The 23,129-nt window shown below is 62.5% G+C and carries 20 protein-coding genes; 15 read left to right on the plus strand and 5 right to left on the minus strand.

Translation table 11 applies throughout. The features are described 5' to 3' along the window. Positions 1-161: 161 nt before the first annotated feature. Both AAC023_RS08060 and flgK read right to left on the minus strand, forming a co-directional pair. Positions 162-1,076, minus strand: a complete 915-nt coding sequence (locus AAC023_RS08060) for a flagellin (RefSeq protein WP_339739964.1) — start codon at positions 1,074-1,076, stop codon at positions 162-164. A gap of 14 nt (positions 1,077-1,090) precedes the next feature. Beyond that, a complete protein-coding gene (gene flgK, locus AAC023_RS08065) occupies positions 1,091-3,232 on the minus strand; it encodes a flagellar hook-associated protein FlgK (RefSeq protein WP_339739966.1) in 2,142 nt (713 codons plus the stop codon). Positions 3,233-4,882: 1,650 nt separating this feature from the next. Between flgK and AAC023_RS08070 the strand changes: the two genes are divergently transcribed. From AAC023_RS08070 to AAC023_RS08130, 13 genes are all read left to right on the plus strand, one after another. Next, a complete protein-coding gene (locus AAC023_RS08070) occupies positions 4,883-5,869 on the plus strand; it encodes a flagellar hook-length control protein FliK (RefSeq protein WP_339739968.1) in 987 nt (328 codons plus the stop codon). 10 nt (positions 5,870-5,879) lie between these two features. Further along, positions 5,880-6,533 carry a flagellar hook capping FlgD N-terminal domain-containing protein gene (locus AAC023_RS08075; RefSeq protein ID WP_339739970.1) on the plus strand — a complete coding sequence of 218 codons (654 nt, stop codon included), beginning with the start codon at positions 5,880-5,882 and terminating at the stop codon, positions 6,531-6,533. Positions 6,534-6,643: 110 nt separating this feature from the next. Then, the gene (locus tag AAC023_RS08080) at positions 6,644-8,032 is read left to right on the plus strand and encodes a flagellar hook protein FlgE (RefSeq protein ID WP_339739972.1); all 1,389 of its coding nucleotides are present in this window, start codon (positions 6,644-6,646) and stop codon (positions 8,030-8,032) included. 191 nt (positions 8,033-8,223) lie between these two features. Then, complete coding sequence (locus AAC023_RS08085; protein ID WP_091766327.1) at positions 8,224-8,496, plus strand: DUF1153 domain-containing protein; 273 nt, start codon at positions 8,224-8,226, stop codon at positions 8,494-8,496. A 219-nt stretch (positions 8,497-8,715) separates the two neighbouring features. Then, entirely contained in the window at positions 8,716-10,362 is a 1,647-nt protein-coding gene (gene fliF / locus AAC023_RS08090; protein ID WP_339739977.1) for a flagellar basal-body MS-ring/collar protein FliF, read from the plus strand. A gap of 44 nt (positions 10,363-10,406) precedes the next feature. Beyond that, positions 10,407-11,393 carry a flagellar motor switch protein FliG gene (gene fliG, locus AAC023_RS08095; protein ID WP_339739979.1) on the plus strand — a complete coding sequence of 329 codons (987 nt, stop codon included), beginning with the start codon at positions 10,407-10,409 and terminating at the stop codon, positions 11,391-11,393. Positions 11,394-11,406: 13 nt separating this feature from the next. Further along, positions 11,407-12,057, plus strand: a complete 651-nt coding sequence (locus AAC023_RS08100; protein ID WP_339739981.1) for a hypothetical protein — start codon at positions 11,407-11,409, stop codon at positions 12,055-12,057. Positions 12,058-12,068: 11 nt separating this feature from the next. Continuing rightward, a complete protein-coding gene (gene fliN / locus AAC023_RS08105; RefSeq protein WP_091766336.1) occupies positions 12,069-12,428 on the plus strand; it encodes a flagellar motor switch protein FliN in 360 nt (119 codons plus the stop codon). Between the two features lie 39 nt (positions 12,429-12,467). Further along, on the plus strand, positions 12,468-13,838 hold the full coding sequence (locus AAC023_RS08110) for a sigma-54 dependent transcriptional regulator (RefSeq protein ID WP_339739983.1): 1,371 nt from the start codon (positions 12,468-12,470) through the stop codon (positions 13,836-13,838). 11 nt (positions 13,839-13,849) lie between these two features. After that, complete coding sequence (gene flhA, locus AAC023_RS08115; RefSeq protein WP_339739985.1) at positions 13,850-15,976, plus strand: flagellar biosynthesis protein FlhA; 2,127 nt, start codon at positions 13,850-13,852, stop codon at positions 15,974-15,976. Positions 15,977-16,050: 74 nt separating this feature from the next. After that, entirely contained in the window at positions 16,051-17,001 is a 951-nt protein-coding gene (locus AAC023_RS08120; RefSeq protein WP_339739987.1) for a flagellar biosynthesis-like protein (FlhF), read from the plus strand. A gap of 2 nt (positions 17,002-17,003) precedes the next feature. Then, positions 17,004-17,804, plus strand: a complete 801-nt coding sequence (locus AAC023_RS08125; RefSeq protein ID WP_339739989.1) for an AAA family ATPase — start codon at positions 17,004-17,006, stop codon at positions 17,802-17,804. 36 nt (positions 17,805-17,840) lie between these two features. Then, on the plus strand, positions 17,841-18,164 hold the full coding sequence (locus AAC023_RS08130) for a hypothetical protein (RefSeq protein ID WP_339739991.1): 324 nt from the start codon (positions 17,841-17,843) through the stop codon (positions 18,162-18,164). A gap of 34 nt (positions 18,165-18,198) precedes the next feature. Here AAC023_RS08130 and AAC023_RS08135 read toward each other — a convergent pair whose 3' ends face one another. Further along, complete coding sequence (locus tag AAC023_RS08135; protein ID WP_339739993.1) at positions 18,199-18,912, minus strand: DUF6607 family protein; 714 nt, start codon at positions 18,910-18,912, stop codon at positions 18,199-18,201. On the opposite strand from AAC023_RS08135, the gene AAC023_RS08140 reads away from it, so the two are divergent. Beyond that, positions 18,841-20,058, plus strand: coding sequence for a TonB-dependent receptor (locus AAC023_RS08140; protein ID WP_339739995.1), 1,218 nt, complete (start codon positions 18,841-18,843; stop codon positions 20,056-20,058). The genes AAC023_RS08135 and AAC023_RS08140 overlap by 72 nt on opposite strands. A 5-nt stretch (positions 20,059-20,063) precedes the next feature. On the opposite strand, the gene AAC023_RS08145 is transcribed toward AAC023_RS08140, so the two are convergent. Then, a complete protein-coding gene (locus tag AAC023_RS08145) occupies positions 20,064-20,480 on the minus strand; it encodes a flagellar FliJ family protein (protein ID WP_339739997.1) in 417 nt (138 codons plus the stop codon). Then, positions 20,477-21,820: a flagellar protein export ATPase FliI gene (fliI, locus tag AAC023_RS08150; protein WP_339739999.1), complete on the minus strand. Its 1,344-nt coding sequence runs from the start codon at positions 21,818-21,820 to the stop codon at positions 20,477-20,479. The genes AAC023_RS08145 and fliI overlap by 4 nt, the downstream gene beginning before the upstream one ends. A gap of 682 nt (positions 21,821-22,502) precedes the next feature. Here fliI and AAC023_RS08155 point away from each other — a divergent pair. Further along, positions 22,503-23,057 (plus strand): nuclear transport factor 2 family protein, encoded by a 555-nt coding sequence (locus tag AAC023_RS08155; RefSeq protein ID WP_339740001.1) that lies wholly within the window; start codon positions 22,503-22,505, stop codon positions 23,055-23,057. Positions 23,058-23,129 lie beyond the last annotated feature (72 nt).

Raw genomic sequence — 23,129 nt, forward strand, 5'->3', positions numbered from 1 at the left:
TGATCGGCGGGATTGCCGCCAAGGCCGAGCGGATCGCCGGCGAGGCCAAAATCTGAAAGGAGTGCATCGGCACGCGCCATGGCGCGGCCGGTATCTGGTGCAGACATATTCGCCTCCAGCGGGGTCAAGGCCCGCAGCAAACGGTTGAAGTTGGGGAAGGCTTACCGCAAATAATTGAGCAGCGAAACCTGTGTCAGCGAGGCGAAGGTTTTCGCCGAGACTTCCAGCACATTCTGCGCGGTCTGAAACCGCGTCGCGGCCTCGGCCGGATCGACATCCTCGATATCCTTGATCATGCCGATCAGGAAATTCTGCCGGTCCTTCTGGCTCTGCTGCGAACTTTCGACCTGTGCCTGCATCACGCCATTCATGCCGACGACCGAAATGATCGCGTCCTGGGCAGCGACGATATTTTGCAGCTCGCCGATCACAAATGCCTGCTGAACATCGGTCATCGGATCGACAAAGGGGCCATTGGGCCCGGCCTCGAATTCGGCGATGCGCTTGAAGGAGGCCATGATGTCGGTCGCGATATCGCTGGCCAGACGTCCAACCGTGACATTGGTGTTCTGGTCGATTTGTACGGTCGGTTCCAGATCGCTGTTCTGAAACGCATCACCCACGACAGGCAAGGCCGCCAGTTCGGTCAGCGTACTCACCGTCATCGGCTTGGTATCATCGCGTGTTCCGCTGAACATGTAGGAGCCGAGATGCTGGCTGTTCAGAGCATTGATCGCTCCATAAAAGGAGTCCGTGATCTCCTGCATGATGAAAGTGCCATCTTTAGAGGTCATGGCCGAGCGCAGTTCGCCGACCGAATCGGACAGGCGTTCCAGCGCAACATTCTGCGCATCAAGCCGCGATCCCGAACGGATCGCCGCCTCTTCAAAAGAGAGTGCCCGCGACAACGCCGTCCGGCTGGCGGCAATGGTTTCAGCCTGATAGCCGACGCCCTTGAGGTCATTTCCCTTCTTGCCCGTGCTGAGCTCCTGCTGCGCCTGGAACAGGGATTGCTGGGCGCGCATCAGATCGAGCAGGGCCGATTGGGTCGCACCGGATGTCGAGATTCGTGTCATGGCTCAATCGTTTCCTAGACAATACTCATGAGGGCATCGGTCATTTCCTTGGCCGCCTGCAGCATTCTCGCCGAAGCGTTATAGGATTGCTGGTATAGCGTCATTGAGGCCAGTTCCTCATCAAGGCTGACGCCTTCCACATTCGAGCGCTTGGTCTGCGCCGTCGTGCGCAACACATCGGCCGAGGCCGCCTCGCTCTCGGCCCGCGCGGCGCGCGACCCGATGCTGCCGGCCAGACGAGCCGCATAATCCTGCAGACTGGAATTGGCCGCATTGATCGAGCCCGCGGCATCGAACGAGCGCACATTGGTCATGGCCGCCTGCAGCAATTGCCCGCCACGCGCATCGCCGGAGGTCAGAACCAGATCGCCAGCCACGGTCGCTGCGCCGATATTCAATTGTCCGAGCGCGAGCTTCGAGGAGTCCGAGCGGATCGTGGGATTGACCGAGAAGGCCTGCGCCCGGCCGGCCGTCGCGGCCAGGCCGAGGCCGAACAGTTTGGAGAAGGACAGGCCGGACCCGGCCCGGCTGGTATCATCAGTGGTCAGCTTGAGGTCGAAATCGCCATAACCCGATTTCGGCACTGAGGTGAGCTGACCATTGGCGTCGAGCGTGAATGTGGCGTAGCGGCCCAGCCCGGTCGCTGAGTTATTGAGCGCTGTAACGGCATCGGCGATGGTTTCGCCGGTCACCATCGGGATATTGACCGTTCCGGCAGACCGTCCGTCCGGCGTGGTGATCTGGAAGCTCAGCGATGTGCCGGTGGCAAACTGGTGAGCATCGGCACCGGAGAGTCCGGTCTCGTAGAAGCCGGGGCTGGTTGAGGCGACCAGATCATTGAGGCCGAAGAAGTGGGCGAAGCCACGGCCGGCGCGATCACTCGGCGCAGCGGCATCCTGCAGCGTTGCCAGGCCGTTATTGGCATTCGTCGCGGTCAGGGTCAGGGCACCATTGGCGAACACCGCCGTGCCATCGCCACCCAATGCAGCATTGATCGCCGTTGACAGTGTGCCGACCGTTGTCCCGATTGCGGCGGCGGCACCGCCATCGACGCTGAGCGTGCCAGCGTCAAAATCAATATCAATGCGCTTGACCAGGCTGCCACCAGCATCCGTGACCGCCAGCGTCGTGGCGCCGGTGAAGTTGTGCAAGTCGGCTGCGACCAGGCCAGTATTGCGTCCGGTCAGGGTTTGCGGCGCCGGATAGGCCGCCGAATTATTGTGCGCCAGGTTGAGCGCATCGGCAGCGCCCGCCGTCAGCTCGGCCAATTCATCGGCGATCTCCGGGAGGATGCGGTCGCGCAGATCAATCAGTCCGAACAGCTTGCCACTATCGATGTGCCCGCTGAGTTCCTGCCTCTGCGCACCATAGGCGGGCTGCACATAAATCTTGCCGTAATTGACACCAAGCGCGCCGCTGCCCGTCGCCGTGTATTCGAGTTGGGAAACCCCTGTCTCGACGAGCGCAACACCGTCACCGGTGCGTACGATAATTCGCCCGTCCGACTTGGTTTCGGTCTTGATATCGATATAGCCCGCCAATTCGTCGAGGAGTTCCGATTGCCGGTTGGCCACGCCGGACGTATCGCCACCGGCGACGCTAATGCTCTGGGCGCTACTATTCAAACTGCTGAGTTCACTCAGAATTTCATTCGTGCGCTGGACCGCTGCCTGGATCTGGGAATCGGCGTCGCGGCGCTGATCGGTGATCATCAGTGACAAGCGGCTCGTCTCATCGAAAAACGCCTGCAAATCGGCAGCCGCCGACAGGCGCGCGACCGATTGCGACGGGTCAACACTGGCCTGGGACAGGCTGGAGAACGCCTGGCTCAGGCGCGCAAACATGGAGCCCTCATCATCGAGCTTGCCAAACTGCGACTGCACCTTGTCCAGCCCATTGGCCTGGATCTGCGCCGCCTCGCCATCACTGATTGCCCGGATCGAGGCCGCCTGGAGGTAGACATCGGCAATGCGGGAGATACCGACAACCTGCACACCCATGGCGACGCCGCCAATATTGAGTGCCTGCTGCACAGCCTGGGTGCGCGCATAGCCGGGCGTATTGACATTGGCGACGTTGTTGGCGGCCGAATTGAGGCCGGCCTGGCTCGCAGACAGACCCGACAGGGCGCTACCGATAATACTGTTCAGCGACATGATGCCATCCTAGAAACATCGCAAGACAGGAAGCCCGGATGGTCAAAACTGCCGACACTCCGGCAAGGCTTGCCGAGCCCGCAACGGCTCAGCACACTCCGGGCAGCGTCCGCATTTGACGTACAAGAACCTGTTTTTGCTTTCATATTCATGCAAATTTGCGTCTTTCCGACATCCCGACCTGGTGGACGTCCTGCAAGGTTAATCGCAAGGGTCGGGCCAAGTCCGCGCACACCGCGAAAATCACGTGGCGGGCACGGCAAAACCGGCGTCCCGAACGGGCCCCAAATGCCCGCGGCCGCGCCCGGCAGCTTCAGCCCACCACCGGGCACAATCCGCCGGGTCGAATGCGCCATTTACCTGTCTTACCCAGAAATTAATTATATATTTCAGGATCTTAATGCTCCTTCCCTCTGGCATGATGCTTGCGACATCTTCCACCGACACGGCACGCATTGTGTGCCAAATGAGTGGATTAGCTTGACCATGCCAACGATTGTTCCAGGCGCAGATTTCACCTCCCCGAATGCGGCCATGGCTGCATCGAGGGGCGCGTCTGCCCGTTCAGGCTCCGACCGGGCCAGCGCTGACACCTCGAGCGGCACTGCAAACCAATCGGCCTTTGACACGATGGTTGGGCTTGCAACGCCGACCACGCCGCCGGCCGCCAATACTGGGCCTGCCAGCAAGCCGGGTATGAAGACGGAAGCGGGCACTCCCGGTGATCTGCAACAGGAGACCGCTCCGGCGGGCACACCTGCAGGAGAAACGGCAGGCAACGCCAAGCCCGCCACGGGCGCCTCGCCAGGCGCGGATACTGCTCCCGGCAGCCCAACGGCCCCAGCAGGCACTGCATCAACAGACGGCGGCTCGGATAACCCCGGCGATGCGGCGCCGGATGGCGCCCGGCTGGCCTCTGCAGGCGGATGGACGGGCCAGGGCCAACCGGAATATGCCGGCGATATCACGGCGCATAGCGACGCCGCAGCACCAGCCAGCACGGCAGCACCAACTGACATGGCCGCCCCGCGGACCGCGCGAACCGACGCCGTGGCCGGAACGCCGGCCAATACCACCCAGGCTGGGGCACCGACGACCGGACCGGACGGAGGGGCCGACCGCGGCCAACCGGAAATCATCGCCAAGGCCGGGCCGCGCCAAGATTCCGCCGCATCAGCCGCCCCGGTCGCGGGCCCGATGCGCGCCAATCAGTCCGTCCATAGCGAGCCTCCACCGGCAGGCTTGCCTGGCAGCGCAAATCCCCCGGGCCACACCATGGCTGGCAGGACGGTGGCTACTGCCGTAGCGAATCCGGCGACAGCCAGCTCTCCCATACCCGTCGGGGACGCCAGCGCAGCTGCTCAGACATCGACCCCCGTGCCAAACGGAGGCACTGCGCGTGACCTCAATGCCAATCCTGCAGCAGAACCAGCCGTCGCGCCGGGAGCAGCAGGGCAGGCGGAAAAAGGATCGGTCAGTACAAAAGGTCTCGATGGCATTACTGGCGCAAAACTCACGCTGGACCAGAGCCCCACGCCACCTGATGGCGATGCGACAAAAGCCGGCCCAGCTTCGAGTGTAGCCGGCACTATCAGCACACAGGGCTCGGCGACAATCCCGGCAATGAACAAGGCCGAGAAGCCGCCCGTCATGGCCGTGCTTTCACCGAGCAGCCCCGCGCCAACACAGCGTGAGCCCGCCCTGCCCGCCAGCCCGGCCGTGACCGCTACACCGGCGGCTACCCCCGGAAGCCAAGCCCCGACACAGTCACTTGCGACGGGGACAGTCAGCCCTGGCATTGCCGAGGCCGCTCCGGCCGGACGTTTCGCCCAGGCCCGCCAGGGCGTGGATGAGCGCGACGGCAATATCGCTGCCGGGCGCAACAAGGGTAGACCCGTCGCGAATGCGGCAGGCCAGGCGGGCGCCAAAGCCCAAAACGCAAGCGCATCAGCGCCACCGCAAGCTGCCCCTGCCACACCATCCGCCTCGCCAGCAGAGACGCCGAGCACGAGTCGCGAGCTGCCGGTCTCAACGCCGCAGCCGCCAGCCGCAGCAGCCGCGCCGCTCACCACTGAGGCCGCACGCGTCTCGAGCGTCAGCCTTGACCCCGCGCTGAGCACGACGACCAGCACCGGGGCTGCGGCCACACAGAGCGCATCACGCGGCGCCGCCGAGGCGGGCCAGGCCGCGCGTTTCACCCCGCACGCGGCCCAGCATCTGGCGGGCCAGATTTCCCAGCGCTTTGCCAATGGTTCGCGCGTGTTCGGCATCCGGCTCGACCCTGCTGAACTCGGGCGCGTCGATATCCGGCTGGAGCTCAGCCAGAATAATCGCGTCCAGGCCACATTGACGGTCGAACGCGGCGATACACTTGCCGAGATGCAGCGCTCCGCGCGCGAGCTGGAACGCGCCCTCAATGATGCCGGGCTGGAGCTCGAGGAAGACGGGCTGACCTTCGAGCTCAACGAGGGCAATGGCGAGCAACAGTCCGCCGAGGCCGAGCAGGGCAATCATTTCAATGTCTATGGACAGGACGAGGACGGCGCGCAGGAAGTCGGTGCCGAAATCGAGACCGGCCCGGCCGACGCTTACGGATTCCGGCTGTCGCGGCGCGACGGCGTCGACCTCAGGGTTTAGGAGATAATATATGGCAAGCGCGATCAATTCCGTAACGGATACCAGCCCGTCACTGGCCAATAGTCAGACGGGCCTGGCCGATAATTACGAGATGTTCCTCAACCTGCTCACTGCGCAGATGAAAAACCAGGATCCGCTCGATCCGCTGGATGCGACACAATTCGTCGATCAGCTCGTCTCATTCTCCGGTGTCGAGCAGCAGATCGCACAGAACCAGAATCTGGAAAGCCTGCTGATCATTCAGTCGGCTGCCGCCCAGACTTCATCGGTAGGCTATATCGGTCGTGTCGCAACCGCACTGACCCCGGATAGCCGCCTGCAGGACGGGGCCGCCTCGTGGCAGTATGAATTGCCGGAAAACGCCAAAAACACATCGCTGGTCGTCCGGGATTCCAGCGACCGGATCGTCTATCGCACCGCGGGTGACACCACGACCGGCCGGCACGATTTCACCTGGGACGGGACAACGACGAGCGGTAGCGCGGCGCCGGACGGGATTTATTCGCTCGAGATCGATGCCGCCGCCGAAAATGGTGCCAATATCACGGCCGAGATCCGGGCCTCCGCCCGCGTCACCGGCATTGACCTTTCAGGATCCGAAGTCGTCGTGGAAATGGGAGGGGTGGAAGTTCCGCTCTCCTCGGTCCTCGCGCTTCAGGAATAAGAATCGCAGACATCAGCAGGCCGCTGGCCTGATCCGGACCGCCAGAAGAGCAGACCGGCCTCACACAATGGCAGAACGCTCCAAAACCAATCACAAATAAGGAGCTTATCGTGAGCATCAATTCCGCAATGATCGCCGGCGCGTCCGGCCTGATCGCCAATTCCAGTGCACTCGCAGCCATTTCCGACAATATCGCGAATGTGAACACGGTCGGCTACAAGCGCGCCAGCGCCGTCTTCACCCCTCTCTATCGCTCAGAGGGTTCGTCGCAGCAATTTGCCGCCGGTGGGATCATGAGCTCCACCAAGCTCCAGATCAGCGAGAGCGGCCTGCTGACCCCAGGCAGTTCGCCAACTGACCTCGCCGTGTCGGGCGATGGCTTCTTCGTGGTCAGCGAGAACACCCGGGGCTTCACCGCCACTGACCCGGTCGCCTTTACCCGCGCCGGCAGTTTTACGCCGGACGCGAACGGCTATCTCAAGAATTCCGCCGGTCTCTATCTCGCCGGCTGGCCGGTCCAGGCTGATGGCACGATTGACGCGGACCCATCCGACCTGAATTCGTTGGAAATCATCAATCCCGTCTCGGTCGGTGGTGCTGCCGAGGCCACGACCGAAGTCGGTCTCAGCGCGAACATGCAGGCCAGCCAGGCCGTCTCGGCCTCCGAAGCGACTTATGATGCCACCGGATCCGCGACCAATATGGCATCCGGCGGCGTAACAGCCGATGTCCAGTATGGCATCCCGATCTATGACTCCCAGGGCGGCGTGCGCACGATCAACCTGTCGATGCTCAAATCCGCGACGCCAAATCAGTGGCATGCCGAGCTGCATGTCAGCCCGGCGAGCGAAGTAACGACGGGCGCCGGCCTGGTTGATGGCCAGATCGCCACCGGCATTATCGCCTTCGATGCGAACGGCAATTTCGACGCCGCCAACAGCACGATCCCGTCTTCGCTCAATTTCCTGGCATCAGCCAATGTCGCCGCACTCGGCGCGACCGAGGTGCAATGGGCCGCATCGGAGGGCATCAATTCCCAGACCATCTCACTCGAGCTTGGCGGTCCGTCCAGCGCCGGCGGCCTGACCCAGTTCGACAGCCAGAGCGCACTCGCCGCGACCTCGGTCAACGGCACGCCCTATGGCGACTTCTCCGGCGTTGACATCGACAATAGCGGAATGGTCTTTGCCAAATTCACCAATGGTATCGTCAAGCGGATCTACCAGATCCCGGTGGCAACCTTCGCCAATGCCGATGGTCTTGAGGCGCTTGGCGGTGGCGCCTATGGCGTCACGCGCGATAGTGGTTCCTACACACTTAATACCGCCGGCATCGGTTCTGCAGGCAATATCGCCGCAGCAACCCTGGAAAGCTCGAATGTCGACCTGGCAAACGAGTTCACGAAACTCATTACGACCCAGCGCGCCTATTCGGCTTCATCGAAGATCATCACGACCGCCGATGAAATGCTGGATGAAGCGATCAGAATGAAGCGATAAACCGCTAGCCAGCGCTAAATGAATGACGGGCCCCGCCACGCCGGCGGGGCCCGTTTTTTCATGCCCAGACAGGTCAAATTATATGAGCGTATTTTACTGGCGAGGTTAAACCTAAATTTACCCAGTAGCTTAGGCTGATGTTAAAGCCCGTCCCCTATGTTGATCCTACAAACAAACAACGGGGACCGGACATGCAACCGCGCCTTCAAAAAAAAGAAAATTATGTAATTGGGCCGGATGGTAGCCCGCTTACCCTTGCGGATCTCCCGAATCCCGGCGCCCAGCGCTGGGTGGTTCGACGCAAGGCGGAGGTGGTCGCGGCAGTTCGCGGTGGCTTGCTTTCGCTCGACGAGGCCTGTGAGCGATATACGCTCACCGTCGAGGAATTCCTCGGCTGGCAAAGATCAATCGACAAGCATGGCTTGGCCGGTCTGCGCACGACTCGATTACAGCATTACCGCTAGCGCAAAATCGCACCAATCTGTGCAAGAACGGCGACCCTCTCCCCCCGGGGTCGCCGTTTTCCTGTGCGCGGCATAAAAAAACACACCTGTCTCACCTGCCCTGCCGGACCGGAAACATGTCCTGTGTTCCCGCATTAAGGCCTCGTTTACGAGGTAGGTAGGAAAATTCTGCCCAGTGGTTCGCGCAAGATGCGTGTAATCGAACAGGCAGGATAACCAGTGAACGCGCTTCTCGATCAGTTCAGGGCTTTTGGCATCGGCCGTCTGGCCGCCATCTTCGGTCTCGCGGCCGGCGTCGCCGCTGCGCTCGTCTATTTTTCCGGCAATGTCGGTGCCGGCTCGCAATCACTTCTCTATTCCGGACTTGACCCCGCAGCAGCCGCTTCGGCCGCGCAATTGCTCGACCAGGCCAATGTCGAATATGAAATCCGGGAAGGCGGCACGGCGATTTATGTGCCGCGCGACCAGGTCGACGAGGCCCGGGTCCGGGTCGCGTCGGGCGGCCCGCTGACCGGTGCCTCGGTCGGCTATGAAATCTTCGACCGCGAAGACTCCTTCGGCCAGACCAGTTTCGTCCAGAATCTCAACGCCAAGCGCGCCCTCGAAGGCGAACTGGCGCGCACGATCCAGTCCATGGCCTTCGTCTCCGCGGCCCGCGTCCACCTCAATCTGCCGGAACGCCGCCTGTTCGCCCGCGATCAGCAGGCACCGACCGCAGCAGTAACAATCAGCACCAATGGGCAGCTCAATAGCGAACAGGTTCGCGTGATCCGCAATATCGTCGCAAGCGGCGCGGGGATTGAGTCCAATCATGTTTCCCTCGCCGATGATCGCGGTCGCCAGCTGGCCGGTGCCGGCGGCGAAGGTTCGGCCGTCAGCATCATGATGGATGAGCGCCAGAGCGGCATTGAAGGCCAGATGCGCCAGAATATTCTCGACCTTGTCGAGGGCGTGGTCGGCGCCGGCGCTGCCCGCGTGCAGGTGACCGCTGAACTCAACCGGCAGAGCGTCACCGAAAGCTCGGAGATTTACGATCCAGACGGCGCTGTCGTTCAATCGCGCGACCGCCGCAGCGAAACCAGCATCGATCAGGATGGTGCCAACAGCAATCGCGTGTCGGCCTCGGAAAACCTGCCCGACGGCGAGACCGGTGAAGGCTCGGCAATGGCCGGTGCCACATCCAATCGCGAAATCTCCAATGATGTCGTCAGCTATGCGATGTCGAGCACCACCCGCACCCAGATCACTGAGGCCGGCGCCATTGAGCGTCTCTCGGTCGCCGTCGCCGTCGACGGCATCATCGAAACCCAGCCCGATGGCACGGTAGAGTGGCGCGAACGCTCCCAGGACGAGATCGACCGCATCGAGGCCCTGGTTCGCTCCGCGATGGGTTATGTCAATGAGGATGGCGGCCGCCAGGACTCCGTGACCGTCACGCAAATGGAATTTGCCCGGGCGGACCCATTGCTCGGCACGCCGGCAACGTCCGGCATGAGCCTCACCAAGAGCGACTTCATGCGGATTGCGGAAATCGCCGTCATGTTCATCACCGCCCTGCTGGTGATTTTCCTGGTGGCACGCCCGCTTCTCAAGGGTGCCAGCGGTACGGCCATCCCGACCGGGCTGGCCCTGGCCGGCGCCACAGGCGGTGGCGCCGCGCCGCGCATCGACGGTGCTGCGCCCCCGATGGCTCTCCCCGGTGCATCCGCATCCGACGGCGCGGGGCCGGTGGCCGATAGCGGCATCGACATCTCCAAAATCGACGGTCAGGTAAAAGCCTCGTCGGTGAAAAAGGTGGCGAGCATCGTTGAGTCCCATCCAGAAGAATCGATCTCGATCCTTCGCACCTGGCTACATGAGGGTTGATGATGGCAATTGACCGTAGCAAGGCGATCGAAGACCCCAGCAGAATGTCCGGCCCTGAAAAGGCCGCCGTCATCTTGCTCGCCCTGGGCGAGGATGATCACGGCCTGTGGAGCCATCTCGACGAGGAGGAAATCCGCGAGGTTTCCTCGGCCATGTCCAATCTCGGCACCGTCACGGCGGCCGCCGTTGAGAAGCTGATCGTCGATTTCGTCGGCCAGATGTCATCGACCGGCTCGCTGATGGGCTCGTTTGAGGCGACCCAGCGCCTGCTGGGCTCTTTCCTGCCCGGCGACAAGGTCGACACCATCATGGAAGAGCTGCGCGGTCCCGCCGGCCGGACCATGTGGGACAAGCTGGGCAATGTGAACGAGGTCGTTCTCGCCAATTATCTCAAGAATGAATATCCCCAGACGGTCTCGGTCGTGCTCTCGAAGGTGAAAGCCGAACATGCAGCGCGCGTTCTCGGTTCGCTGCCGGAAGATTTCGCCCTGGAAGTTGTCACGCGCATGCTGCGCATGGAGCCGGTCCAGCGCGAAATTCTCGACAAGATCGAGGAGACGCTGCGCAATGAATTCATGTCCAATCTGGCGCGCACCTCCAAGCATGACAGCCATGAGATGATGGCCAGCATCTTCAATAATTTCGACCGCCAGACCGAGAACCGCTTCCTGGCGGCGCTGGAAGAACGCAATCGTGACAGCGCCGAGAAGATCCGCTCGCTGATGTTCGTGTTCGAAGACCTGTCCAAGCTCGATCCGGGTGGTATCCAGACCCTGATGCGCGCCATCGACAAGGACCAGATGGGCCTTGCCATGAAAGGCGCTTCCGACAGTCTGCGCGACCTCTTCTTCTCCAACATGTCTGAACGTGCCGCCAAGATCATGCGCGAAGACATGGCCTCGCTCGGCCCGGTCCGGCTGAAGGATGTCGACACCGCCCAGCAGGGCATTGTCGCGCTCGCCAAGGACCTGGCTGCCAAGGGCGAGATCCTGCTCGCCGACGGCGGCGCCGACGACGAACTGATTTATTGAGGATGGCCCAGCCATGAGCCCGACCAAGTTTGATTTCGACACCGAGTTCGACCATGACGGCCAGATCCTGCGTGATGGCGAGAGCTATAAGCGTTTTTTCACCCAGGATGACATCGACTCCGCGCGCATGTGGGGCGTCGAGGAAGGCCGTGAGATGGAAGAAGGCCGCTGCGCCGAGTCCCTGCAGACAATCGGCGCGCAAATGCAGATCATCCTGTCACGCCTGGCCGATGAGTCGGCCGCCCTTCGGGCCGGCGCCACGCAGCTGGCACTCGCCGCAGCTCGCAAGATCGCCGGCGAGGCGCTGAACGCCTATCCGATCGACACGATCGAGCAGCTCGCTGCCGAAGCCGTTCAGGATTTGCGCGACGAGCCCAGACTGTCCGTGCGCTGCGCGCCGGAACTGGTCGAGGATCTGGCCGAACGGCTGGAGCGTACAGCACGCGATCTCGGCTTTGAAGGTGCGATCCGGGTGCGCGGCAATGCCGAAATGAGCGGCGCCGATGTTCGCCTGGAATGGGCGACCGGTGCGATCGAACGCTCGGCCGAGGATATCGACGCCCGGCTGGGCGAAGTCGTGGCGCGTTGGCTCGCTGCCGCATCCCAGGAAGAAACCGCGACAGATGCGGCGGCCGGCCCGGCTGCCAAGGCATCTGCGGCTTAAGGAGGCTGACCATGCCTGATAATACGAATTTCGACCTGCCAGAGCTCGAGAAGGACGCAACACCCGTCCCGGTCGAGGATCAGCAGCCACGGGAAGGCATGATCGACGAAGCCGCCAAGAGCGCCGCCGATCTCGCCCCGGTTTTCGATGTCCCGGTCAATATTTCAGCGGTGCTGGGCAAGGCGCAGATCGACGTCAATTCCCTGCTCAAGCTGACCGCCGGATCCGTCGTCGAACTCGACCGGAAAATCGGCGAGGCCATCGATATCTACGTCAATAATCGCCTGGTGGCGCGCGGCGAGGTCGTCGTCGTCGACGACCGGCTTGGCGTCACAATGACCGAAATCATCAAGGACGGGGATGCTGCGTAAGCGGCAGCTTGAGACAATGAACACAATGGAGCGGACATTATGCGAGTCCTGATCGTCGGAAGCCTCGGTGGGCAATTGCACACCGCCACCAAAATCGCGATAGACCGCGGCGCCTCCGTGGCGCAGGTCGACACGATCCAGCAAGCGACGTCGCATCTGCGCGCTGGCCGCGGCGCCGATCTGATCATGGTCGATCTTTCGCTCGATGTTCAGGCGCTGATTGCCGCGAATGAGGCCGAGCGCATCATCGTCCCGGTTGTCGTCTGCGGCGTCAATGTCCGTCCCGAAGCGGCCGCCGCCGCGATCCGTGCCGGTGCCAAGGAATTCATTCCTCTGCCGCCCGATGCCGACCTGATCGCCGCCATCCTCGAGGCCATTTCCGATGACGAACGCCCGATGATCGCCCGCGATCCGTCGATGCAGACCGTCATCACCCTGGCCGACCGGATTGCCGGTTCGGACGCTTCAGTCCTGATCACCGGCGAAAGCGGCTCGGGTAAGGAGGTCATGGCCCGCCATGTCCATGCCAAGTCCAAGCGTGCCGGTGCGCCTTTCATCTCCGTCAACTGCGCAGCGATTCCTGAAAATCTGCTCGAATCCGAGCTGTTCGGTCATGAAAAAGGTGCCTTCACCGGCGCCATCGCGAGGCGGATCGGTAAATTCGAGGAGGCCGATGGCGGCACGCTTCTGCTCGACGAAATCTCCGAAATGGATACGCGGCTGCAGGCCAAACTCCTGCGCGCCATCCAGGAACGGGAAATCGACCGGGTTGGCGGCACCAAGCCGGTCAAGGTCAATATCCGGATCCTGGCGACTTCAAACCGCGATCTGCGCAAGGCCGTCGCCGAAGGCACATTCCGCGAGGACCTGCTCTTCCGTCTGAACGTCGTCAATCTGGCGCTGCCGCCCCTGCGCGAGCGCCCGGCCGATATTCTTGCCTTGTCGGAACATTTCATCCGCAAGTATGCCACTGCAAACCAGGTTGAGCCGCTGCCTCTCTCCGAAGCATCCAAGGCTCATCTCGTCGCCCGCGAATGGACGGGCAATGTGCGTGAACTGGAAAATGCCATGCACCGCGCCGTGCTGCTCGCGACCGGCCGGGAAATCAGCCCCGATGCCATCCGCATGCCCGATGGGTCGGTCTTCTCCGGCTCCGGCAATACGGCCGTGCGCCAGGCGTCCGATGCCGCCAATGCCGCCCAGCGGGTCATGGTCGGAATGACCGTGGCCGAGGTCGAGCAGGACCTGATCCTCGACACGCTCGACCATTGCCTGGGCAACCGCACCCATGCGGCCAATATTCTCGGCATCTCGATCCGCACCTTGCGCAACAAGCTCAAACTCTATTCCGAGCAGGGCGTTACGGTTCCCCAGCCCAACCAGCCCGCCATGGGCGTCTCAGTCGCGTGATTGGATAAGTCTTGGCCGATACTTCAGCCTCCGGCTCGATAGGTCCCAATAGCGGCGCCTTCGATCCACAGGCCTTCCTGAACCGGATTCTCAAGGGCGATGTCGCCCTGGCCGTCGGCATTCTCGGCATCCTCGTGATGTTGATCCTGCCGATGCCGAGCATGCTGCTCGATCTGGCGCTTGCGATCTCGATTTCGATCGCGGTCCTGGTGCTGATGACCGCGCTTTTCATCAAGCGACCGCTTGAGTTTTCGGCTTTCCCGGCCGTGCTGTTGATCACCACCCTCCTGCGCCTGGGCCTCAATATCGCCTCGACCCGGCTTATCCTCTCGAAGGGGGCCGAGGGCACAGACGCCGCCGGCGAGGTCATCCAGGCCTTTGGCGCCTTTGTCATGCAGGGCAATGTCGTGATCGGCGTGATCGTGTTCGCCATCCTGGTGATCGTGAATTTCGTCGTGATCACCAAGGGTTCGGGCCGGATCGCGGAAGTCGCAGCCCGATTCACCCTCGATTCCATGCCGGGCAAGCAGATGGCGATCGACGCCGATCTCTCTTCCGGACTGATCACCGAAAACGAGGCGCGCCAGCGCCGCAAGGATCTTGAAGGCGAGAGCAATTTCTTCGGCGCCATGGACGGTGCCTCGAAATTCGTCCGCGGCGATGCCATGGCCGGCCTGATGATTACCGGCATCAATCTGGTCGGCGGTATCATTATCGGCGTCGCCCAGTCGGGCATGCCCTTTGCCGAGGCCGCCGGCACCTATTCCAGCCTGACAATCGGCGACGGCCTGGTCTCCCAGATCCCGGCCCTGATCATCTCGGTCGCAGCGGGCCTGCTGGTCTCCAAGGCCGGCGTTGACGGCCAGGCCGACAAGGCCCTGTTTGGCCAGATGGTCGCCAATCCAGCCGGACTCGGCCTGGTCTCGGCTGCCACCTTCATCATCGGCGTCCTGCCGGGCATGCCCTTCATTCCCTTCGCCATGATGGCGGCGGGCACCGGCGCGCTGGCCTGGTTCAATCGCGACATCGTCGAACGCAAGGCGGCAGAAAGAGAAGCTGAGAACGCGGCCGAAATCGAATCGCATGCGCCTCCGGCAGGCGAAGCGCCGATCGAGGACAGCCTGGCGATGGACGAGCTCAAGATCGAGCTCGGCTATGGTCTGCTGCCGCTGATCAATGATGTTGATGGCCGCAAGCTGACTGACCAGATCAAGGCGCTGCGCCGTTCGCTCGCCGAGGAAATGGGCTTCGTCACCCCCGCGGTGCGCATTGTCGACAATATGCAATTGGGCAATCTGGAATATGCGATCCGGATCAAGGAACTCGAAGCAGGGCGCGGCATGCTGCAGCTCCACAAGCTTCTGGTCATGGATCCGGCCGGCATGCAAATCGAACTGCCGGGCGAACACGTCAAGGAGCCGGCCTTTGGTCTGCCCGCGACGTGGATCGACGAGAATCTGCGTGAGGAAGCCTCTTTCCGCGGCTATACGATTGTCGAGCCAGCCGCCGTCCTGGTCACCCATCTGACCGAATTGCTGCGCGACAACATGTCGGACCTCCTCTCTTACGCCGAAGTCGAGAAGCTGATCGAAAAGCTCTCCAAGGAGCACCGCAAGCTGGTTGACGATATCGCGCCGTCGCAAATCAGCCGCGCCGGTATCCAGCGCGTTCTGCAATCCCTGATTCGCGAACGCGTTTCGATTCGCGATCTGGCGACGATTGTCGAAGGCATCGCCGAATCAAGTGCATCGACCAATCGGATCGAACCAATCGTCGAACATGTGCGCAGCCGGTTGGCCCGCCAGATTTGTCACAGCAACAAGGCGCCAAACGGCACCCTGCCGGTGCTCGCCCTTACCCCGCAATGGGAACAGGCCTTCCTGGAAGCCCTGATCGGCGAAGGCGACCGCAAACAACTCGCCCTGGCACCATCGAAACTTCATGAGTTTGTTGCTGCAGTTAGAAACTCTTTTGAAACCGCATCGGCACAGGGTCATGTACCTGTACTGCTGACGAGCCCCGTGATTCGTCCGTATGTGCGTTCGCTGGTGGAGCGTTTCCGCCCGCAAACGGTGGTGATGTCGCAGAACGAGATCCACCCGAGCGCACGTCTCAAGACGCTGGGGCATGTCGGCTGACCGACCAACAATTGACCTGGTAGTGATCCTCGATGCGTTTGAAAACCTTTGCAGCCCAGACTCTGACTCAAGCCATGGCGGATGTGCGCCGGGAAATGGGCGCGGAGGCTGTCATCATCGCCACCTCGGACGGGCCCAATGGCGGGGTCCAGGTGCGGGCCGCGAGCGAGATGGCCTACCATCCCGACCCGGTGGAGCCAGTGCGCGAACGCACGCAGCGTCTCGCGGATGCTGCCGAGATTGCGCGCGGGGATCGCGAAGATGAACATCTCGACCAGGTTATCCGCGCGCTGGGCTTCCACCGCACACCCGGCGCAGCAGCCCAATCGCTGATCAAGGCGGCCCAGGACTTCGCAGACGGCCATGCGGTCGGCCGGCTGGCCCACGCCATCGAGGCCCGCTATGCATTCCAGCCCCTGCCCGCCATCCCGGAACACGCTGTCCTGTTTGCCGGGACACCCGGCGTCGGCAAGACATCTGCGCTGGCCAAGACTGCGGCGCGATCCATCGCCGCCGGCTCTGTCCCGACCCTGATTTCCTGCGATGGCGAACGCGCCGGTGCCGATGCGCGCCTGCAAGCGCTGGCGCAAAAAATGGGGGCGAGCTTCATCGCCGTCGACGACCCGCGCGAACTGGCCGACGCGATGCGTGAATTCGACGGGCCGGCGCTGATCGACAGTCCGGCCGTCAATCCGTTCGAACTCGATGATCTCGATATGACGCTCGCCTTCGCCGATTCCAGCGAAGCGGAAATCGTCTACGTCTTTGATGCCGGCCTGACGCCTGAAGATGCCGAGGACGCCGCGTCCCTCTTTGCCTCGATCGGGGCGAGCCGCTGTATCCCGGTCAAACTGGATTGCGCGCGGCGCCTTGGTGCCCTGCTCGGCGTTGGCGAAACCGGCCTGGCCTTCGCGCAAATGTCATCGACCCCTTTTATCGGCGGCGGCCTCGCTCCGGCAACGCCTCTGCGGCTGGCCCGCGCCCTGATTGAAACCCGCGCTCACCCCTATGAGGAATCCGATTGATCATGAAACTTGCCTCGGCTCCCCATCATCGCGCCGCCGGGCGTGTCCTCGCCATCGCTTCCGGCAAGGGCGGCGTCGGCAAGACGACGCTCGCCGTCGGCATGGCCCGCGCCCTGTCCCTGATGGATGAGCGCGTCCTGTTGATGGATGGCGATCTCGGCATGGCCAATATCGACGTTCAGCTCGGTCTGCAGCCACGCGCGGATATCGTCAATGTTCTCAGCGGCAAGACCTCGCTCGAAGACGCGGTCTGTCCGGCCATCGGCGGCGCCGCCGAGCGCGGCGGATTTGATGTCATTTCCGGGCGCTCCGGTTCCGGTGCCCTGGCCAATCTGTCCGGGCCCGGCCTGACCAAGCTGGCCACGGGTGTCGCGGCACTGGCCCTGTCCTATGACCGCGCCATTCTCGATCTCGCCGCCGGTGCCGACCGCGCCACTGTCCGCCTGGCCCTGACCGCCGATGATGTGATCATCGTCATCAATGACGAACCAACCTCGCTGACCGATGCCTATGCCTTCGTGAAGACATTGCGCCTGCATGATGAGGGTGCCTCGCCGCTGGTCGTGGTCAATAATGCCCCCAATGCCAATGCGGCCCGCGATGCCTTCGGTGCGTTCCGCAAGACCTGCGAATCCTTCCTCAGCTTCACACCGACCCTGGCGGGCATCGTTCGGCGCGACGCCACTGTACCGGCCGCGATACGAACCCAGACTTGCGTTTCCGTGCGGGCGCCCGATTGCGACGCCGCCAAGGATTATCAAGCCCTTGCAGGAATACTCGCGCGCGGCCGCGAAGCCGCGTAGTCTGGGCGACAGGCCATCGGGGGGAGCTGAAACGCCATGTATGATTCATTCTATGACCGGCTGAGCAATGGCTTCACGGGCTATGACTGGTGGCTGATCATCGTATTGTCACTGGTCGCAGCCCTGATCATGCGGAAATGGCCGCAATGGCCCGCTGCGGCCGCAATCATGTTCATGGTCGATGCGGTCGCGCCCTTTTTCTATCGCTGGGCGATCGGTGTTCCGCCGAATTTTGCCTTCGACTTTGCCTTCTCCCGGCTCGATGAACGCGGCGGAGTGGTCGTTTTATTGCGGCTGGCAATCTATTTCGTTCTGATCGGTGCGATCTTCTTTTCCAAACGGCGGATCGGCGAGCGCTGACCTGCCAAAAGGCAGGCCCGCGCTGGCCGATGCGTCAGCGGCCGGGCAATTCCAGCTCGGTGATCTGCCGGTCGAGATAGGTCTGCGCATCGGCCCAGGCGGCATCGACATCCTCCATCCCGAACAGGACGCGCTGGCCAGCATCTAGCACCGGCCCATAGAGGAGTGTGCCCTCGGCATCATCCTCGATGTGAAAGCGGCGGGTGGTCGTCTCCAGCTGGAGGAAACGGTCACGGACATGCACCCAATAGTCTTCAGTCGCATCCCAATAGGCGTGCGCAGCGGCGGCGCCTTCGAGTTCGGCACGGCGATAAGTATTCACGCCGACTTCACGGACGAGTTCCTCGGTCGCGCCATCACGGACAATCAGTTTTGAATTGTCCTGCTCATGGATCCAGCCCCAGTCCGTGACGGTGTGGCGGTTGACGGCGGCGATGACGTCATAGTCTTCACGCGTGGTGTCATCCCGGCGCGGCAGTGGGCGCCAGGAGACTGGTGGTTCCCAGGTCGAGGCCTCAGCTGCGTGGATCCAGCTTCCAATTGCAGCATAACGCGGGCTGTCATCAACCTGATAGACGGTCTGGGACCAGGCGCCGGCACGGTCGCCCGCGCTGACATCTTCGACCGTCCAGTCATCATGGCCCTGGAAGGCCAGCAGCCGGGCGGGTTGAGCTGGATGGATCTGGACCTGACCGTCTATCGCAATACGACAGGCGTCGATGAGGCGGAGCTGGTCTCGGGACGCCAATTGCGCCGGGATCTGGAAACCACCGGCATCCGCGCCGATCAGCGCTTCGCCTTTCAGCTCGGCCAGTTCGATGCCGGCCTGACTGTGGGCGGGGAGTATTATGAAGACACGCAGGACGGCTATGACAGCGCCGAGACCGGCGGCATACGCGGCGGCGCGCCCGATGCGACCAGTCAGTTCACGGCCGGCTATACCCAGCTGGAACTGGAAGGCCCGGCACCGCTCGGCCTGCCCGGCCGCATCATCCTGCTGCCCGGCATCCGCTATGATTCCTTCGAGACCGCGTCGGAGCTCGCGGCCGACACCTCCAGCAATGCGACATCGAACCGTTTTGCCGCGACCTATGCACCGACCGAAAACTTCAATCTGTTTGCCAGCTGGGGCGAAGGCTTCCGGGCGCCTTCGATCAATGAGCTTTATCTGGATGGCACGCATTTCTCGCTGCCGCATATCATCTTGGGCGCGCCGGTCTTCATCTCCAACCGCTTCATCGCCAATCCCGATCTCCTGCCCGAGCAGACCGAGACCATTGAGGCGGGTTTCAGCCTTGATCTGGCGGATCAGTTCAGCGGCGTCGACCGGCTGCAATTGCGCGCGGCCTGGTTTGAGACCGAAGCCACCGACCTGATCGATCTGAGTGTGGATTTTGCCTTTGACCCCACGTGTTTCGCGCCGCCATTTTTCCTGCCCTGCTCGGCCGGCACGACGCAGAGCAGCAATGTCCGCTCGGCGGAATTGTCGGGCTATGAGGCGGAGCTGAAATTCGAGACCGGCGCCTTCGCCCTCGATGCCAGCCTGTCCGATATCGACGGCAAGGACACGGCGACGGGTGATCCGCTTGGCCGGTCAACGCCGGCACGCCTTTATCTGGACGGACGCTGGAATCTGGAGCCGCAGCGTCTGATCCTGGGTGCCCGGGCCGAGATCGCGGGTGATTTCGACGAGGCGACCGATCCGGCCAGTTTCCGGGACGGTTACAGCGTGCTGGATCTCTACACGCGCTGGCGGCCCTGGGCCGGGCGCGGCCTTTCACTCAATGCCGGTGTCGAGAACGTATTGGACGCCGATTATGAGCGCGTTTTCGCAGGCGTCAGCGAGCCGGGCCGTTCGCTCCGGCTCGATGTCACCTGGTCACAGAATTTCTGAGCGGATCAATTCGGCCGGCGGTGACGGATCTGGGCGATCTCGTCCAGTTCGTCCTGCTCGGCCGCCCGCAGGGCACGCTCGATATGAGCCAGGCGGCGCTCTTCCAGGACTTCGAACTTCTTGAGTTCCTGGAATGCTTCGCCGAGCCGCGCACGCAAGGCGTCGGCCTGGACCTCGACCTCATCAAGCGAAGAGCGGATATTCTCTTTGCGCTTGATGACCGCCTGGGCGTAGGACCCATAGGCCAGATATCCATCACGTGATTGCGTGGCGACCGCCTGCTCCTCAGGTACCGAAACCTCGAGCCGCTCGATCTGGTTGATCAGCGCGCCCTTGGACCGGTCCAGTTCGGCCATCTGTTTCTGCAACTCTTCGACTTTGAACCGGGCCAGCCGGATCAGGGGTTCGTGTGAGCGTGTCATGAGGGTATTCCTTCACCATCCAAAATCCCGGCCAGGGTCGCGAATGTCGACGGAATGTCCGCCGCTTCGTCTTTTCCCTGTCCAAGAAATGCTTCCAACGGATCGTTGAGAGCAATTGCCCGATCTAGCGCCGGGTTCGATCCGTGGGTGTAGGCTCCCAAACGGATCAATTCTTCCATATCGGCATAGGCCGACAACATTTTGCGCGCCTCGGCGACCAGCGGCCGCTCGGCAGGCGCGAAGACTTCCGGCGCCGTCCGGCTGACTGATTTGAGGACATCGATCGCCGGGAAACGGCCGCGCTCGGCGATCGCCCGGCTCATCACCACATGACCATCGAGAATCCCGCGCACGGCATCGGCGATCGGCTCATTGTGATCATCGCCATCGACCAGCACGGTGAACAGGCCAGAAATCGTGCCGGTCTTGCGGCCGTCGCGGCGCTCGGGGCCGGGGCCGGCGCGCTCAAGCAGGCGCGGCAATTCGGCGAAAACGGAAGGTGTATAGCCGCGCGTCGTCGGCGGCTCGCCGGCGGCGAGGCCGATCTCGCGCTGGGCGAGGGCAAAGCGGGTGACACTGTCCATCAGGCAGAGCACGTCCTTGCCCTGGTCGCGGAAATATTCCGCAACGGTCAGGGTCAAGTGCGCGGCCTGGCGGCGGGCCAGCGCCGGTGCGTCCGAAGTTTCGGTGACCACGACCGAGCGTGCCCGGCCTTCCGGCCCGAGCACATCGTCCACGAATTCGCGCGCTTCGCGGCCCCGTTCTCCGATCAGGCCAATGACGATGACATCGGCATCGCAGGCCCGTGCCAGCATCGACATCAGGACCGATTTACCAACGCCGGAGCCGGCGAAAATCCCGAGCCGCTGACCGCGGCGCATCGGCGCGAAAGCATTGAGGACGCGCACGCCCATATCCATCCGCTCGCCGAGGCGGGCGCGGCCGTGCGCCATGGGAGGGTCGCCCTTGAGGGGGTAGGCATGAGCGCCTTCGCTCAGCGCCGGTCCGCCGTCGAGCGGGCGGGCGAAGCCGTCCACGACCCGGCCCAGCCAGCTCAGGCAAGGGCGAACCCGCGCCGAATCCGGTTGCAGGACGACCTTGGCGCCGGGGCGAATACCCTCCAGCGGCCCGAAGGGCATCATCAGGGCGGTCTGGCCACGAAAGCCGACAATCTCGCATTCCGCTGTGCCCCGGCCGGTGACGATCGTCGCATGTGCACCGAGGCTCAAACCGGAGACCGGTCCTTCAGCTTCAACCAACAGACCATTGAGCGCCGTGACACGTCCTTCCAGGACACGTGCATCAAGCCCGTCAATTCGATCTGTCAGGGTCTGCATCATACGGACATCGGGCCTTTCAGGCGGGGCAGATTTGCCGATTCGAACTCACTCTACGCGATTGCGGTTGCTTCGACGTAAACGCGGCGGAGGAAATCCGGCGGATGCTGCACGACGCGCAAAGGTGTGGTGGCGCTAGTGTGGCCTTGTTGATGCCGGATTACCCTCTGGTGATACGTCCGTGTGGCCTTGCTCATACCCTGGTGTGCGCTTCAGCTGCCGTTGATTTTGGCTCCCAATTCGGAAGACTAGCGTTGAATCCGTGACTTGCGGGACCACCGCCCCTCTCCGCCCCTGCTCTTTATAATTTTGGCACCTCCTGCATCGAGTCCGATGCCAACAGTATATGGGTGCCCGCGAGGGGGCGGACAGGCAGGTGGGCCATCGAAGGCGGTGTGCCTCTGGATGAAAGGCGCGGCATCGGCCCGAGGGACCAGACCCCGCCCTGAAAACCATGCCTGGACCCGACCAGACTAGCACCCTGCTTGGCAAGGGTTTCAGGGATGGTTTTGCCGGGCTGAAGCTGGAACAAGATTGGTCAGTCGGACCCCGGAATTCGTGAGCGCCCCCGATTGATCGCCGGCCCGCTAATCTTTCGAATTTTTGAGAATAAGCTTCGCTCAATAACGGGCTAATCGAAAAGCTGAATCCCGCCTATCTGATGCGCTTCAGACAGGAGGCGCCCATGCCTGCTGACACCGCCAGCCCCGTCCCGGCGTTTGCCGGGGCGCAACAATCGGAGAACAGCATGAATCGCAGGGTCTTTCTCACAACCGCACTCGGCGCCTCACTGGCGCTGATCGTCGGACAACACGCAGGAGCACAGCAAATGGACGCGACCACACAATCGAGCTTTGACACCGTAATGGCATTTATGGGTGCCATGGGGTCGGGCGACAGCGCCGCGGTCGCCAGCCTGATGGCCGAGGATATGGTCTGGCACAATGAAGGAGACCCGTCGCTGCCCTGGATCGGTGTCTGGGACGGCAAGGCGAGAATTTTCGAATTCATGGGCATTTTTGGCGGGAACTTCCAGACCACCGCCTGGACAAACACCGATGCGTTCGCCGCCGGTGATACCGTTGCCGTGTTCGGCACGATGAATGCGATCACCACTCAATCCGGCCGGGACACCGGTGAGTTCACCTTCGCCCTCCGCGCGAAGGTGCGCGATGGAAAAGTGATCCTGTGGCACTGGTTCGAAGACAGTTTTGCTGTCAGCCGGGCCTATCACGGCTGATTCCGCTTACATCCGGACAGTCATTGAGCGACGCTTATCCTGGGCACGCGTCCCGCCGACACCCCTCACCCC

Source organism: uncultured Maricaulis sp. (assembly GCF_963976135.1).
Classification (GTDB): domain Bacteria; phylum Pseudomonadota; class Alphaproteobacteria; order Caulobacterales; family Maricaulaceae; genus Maricaulis.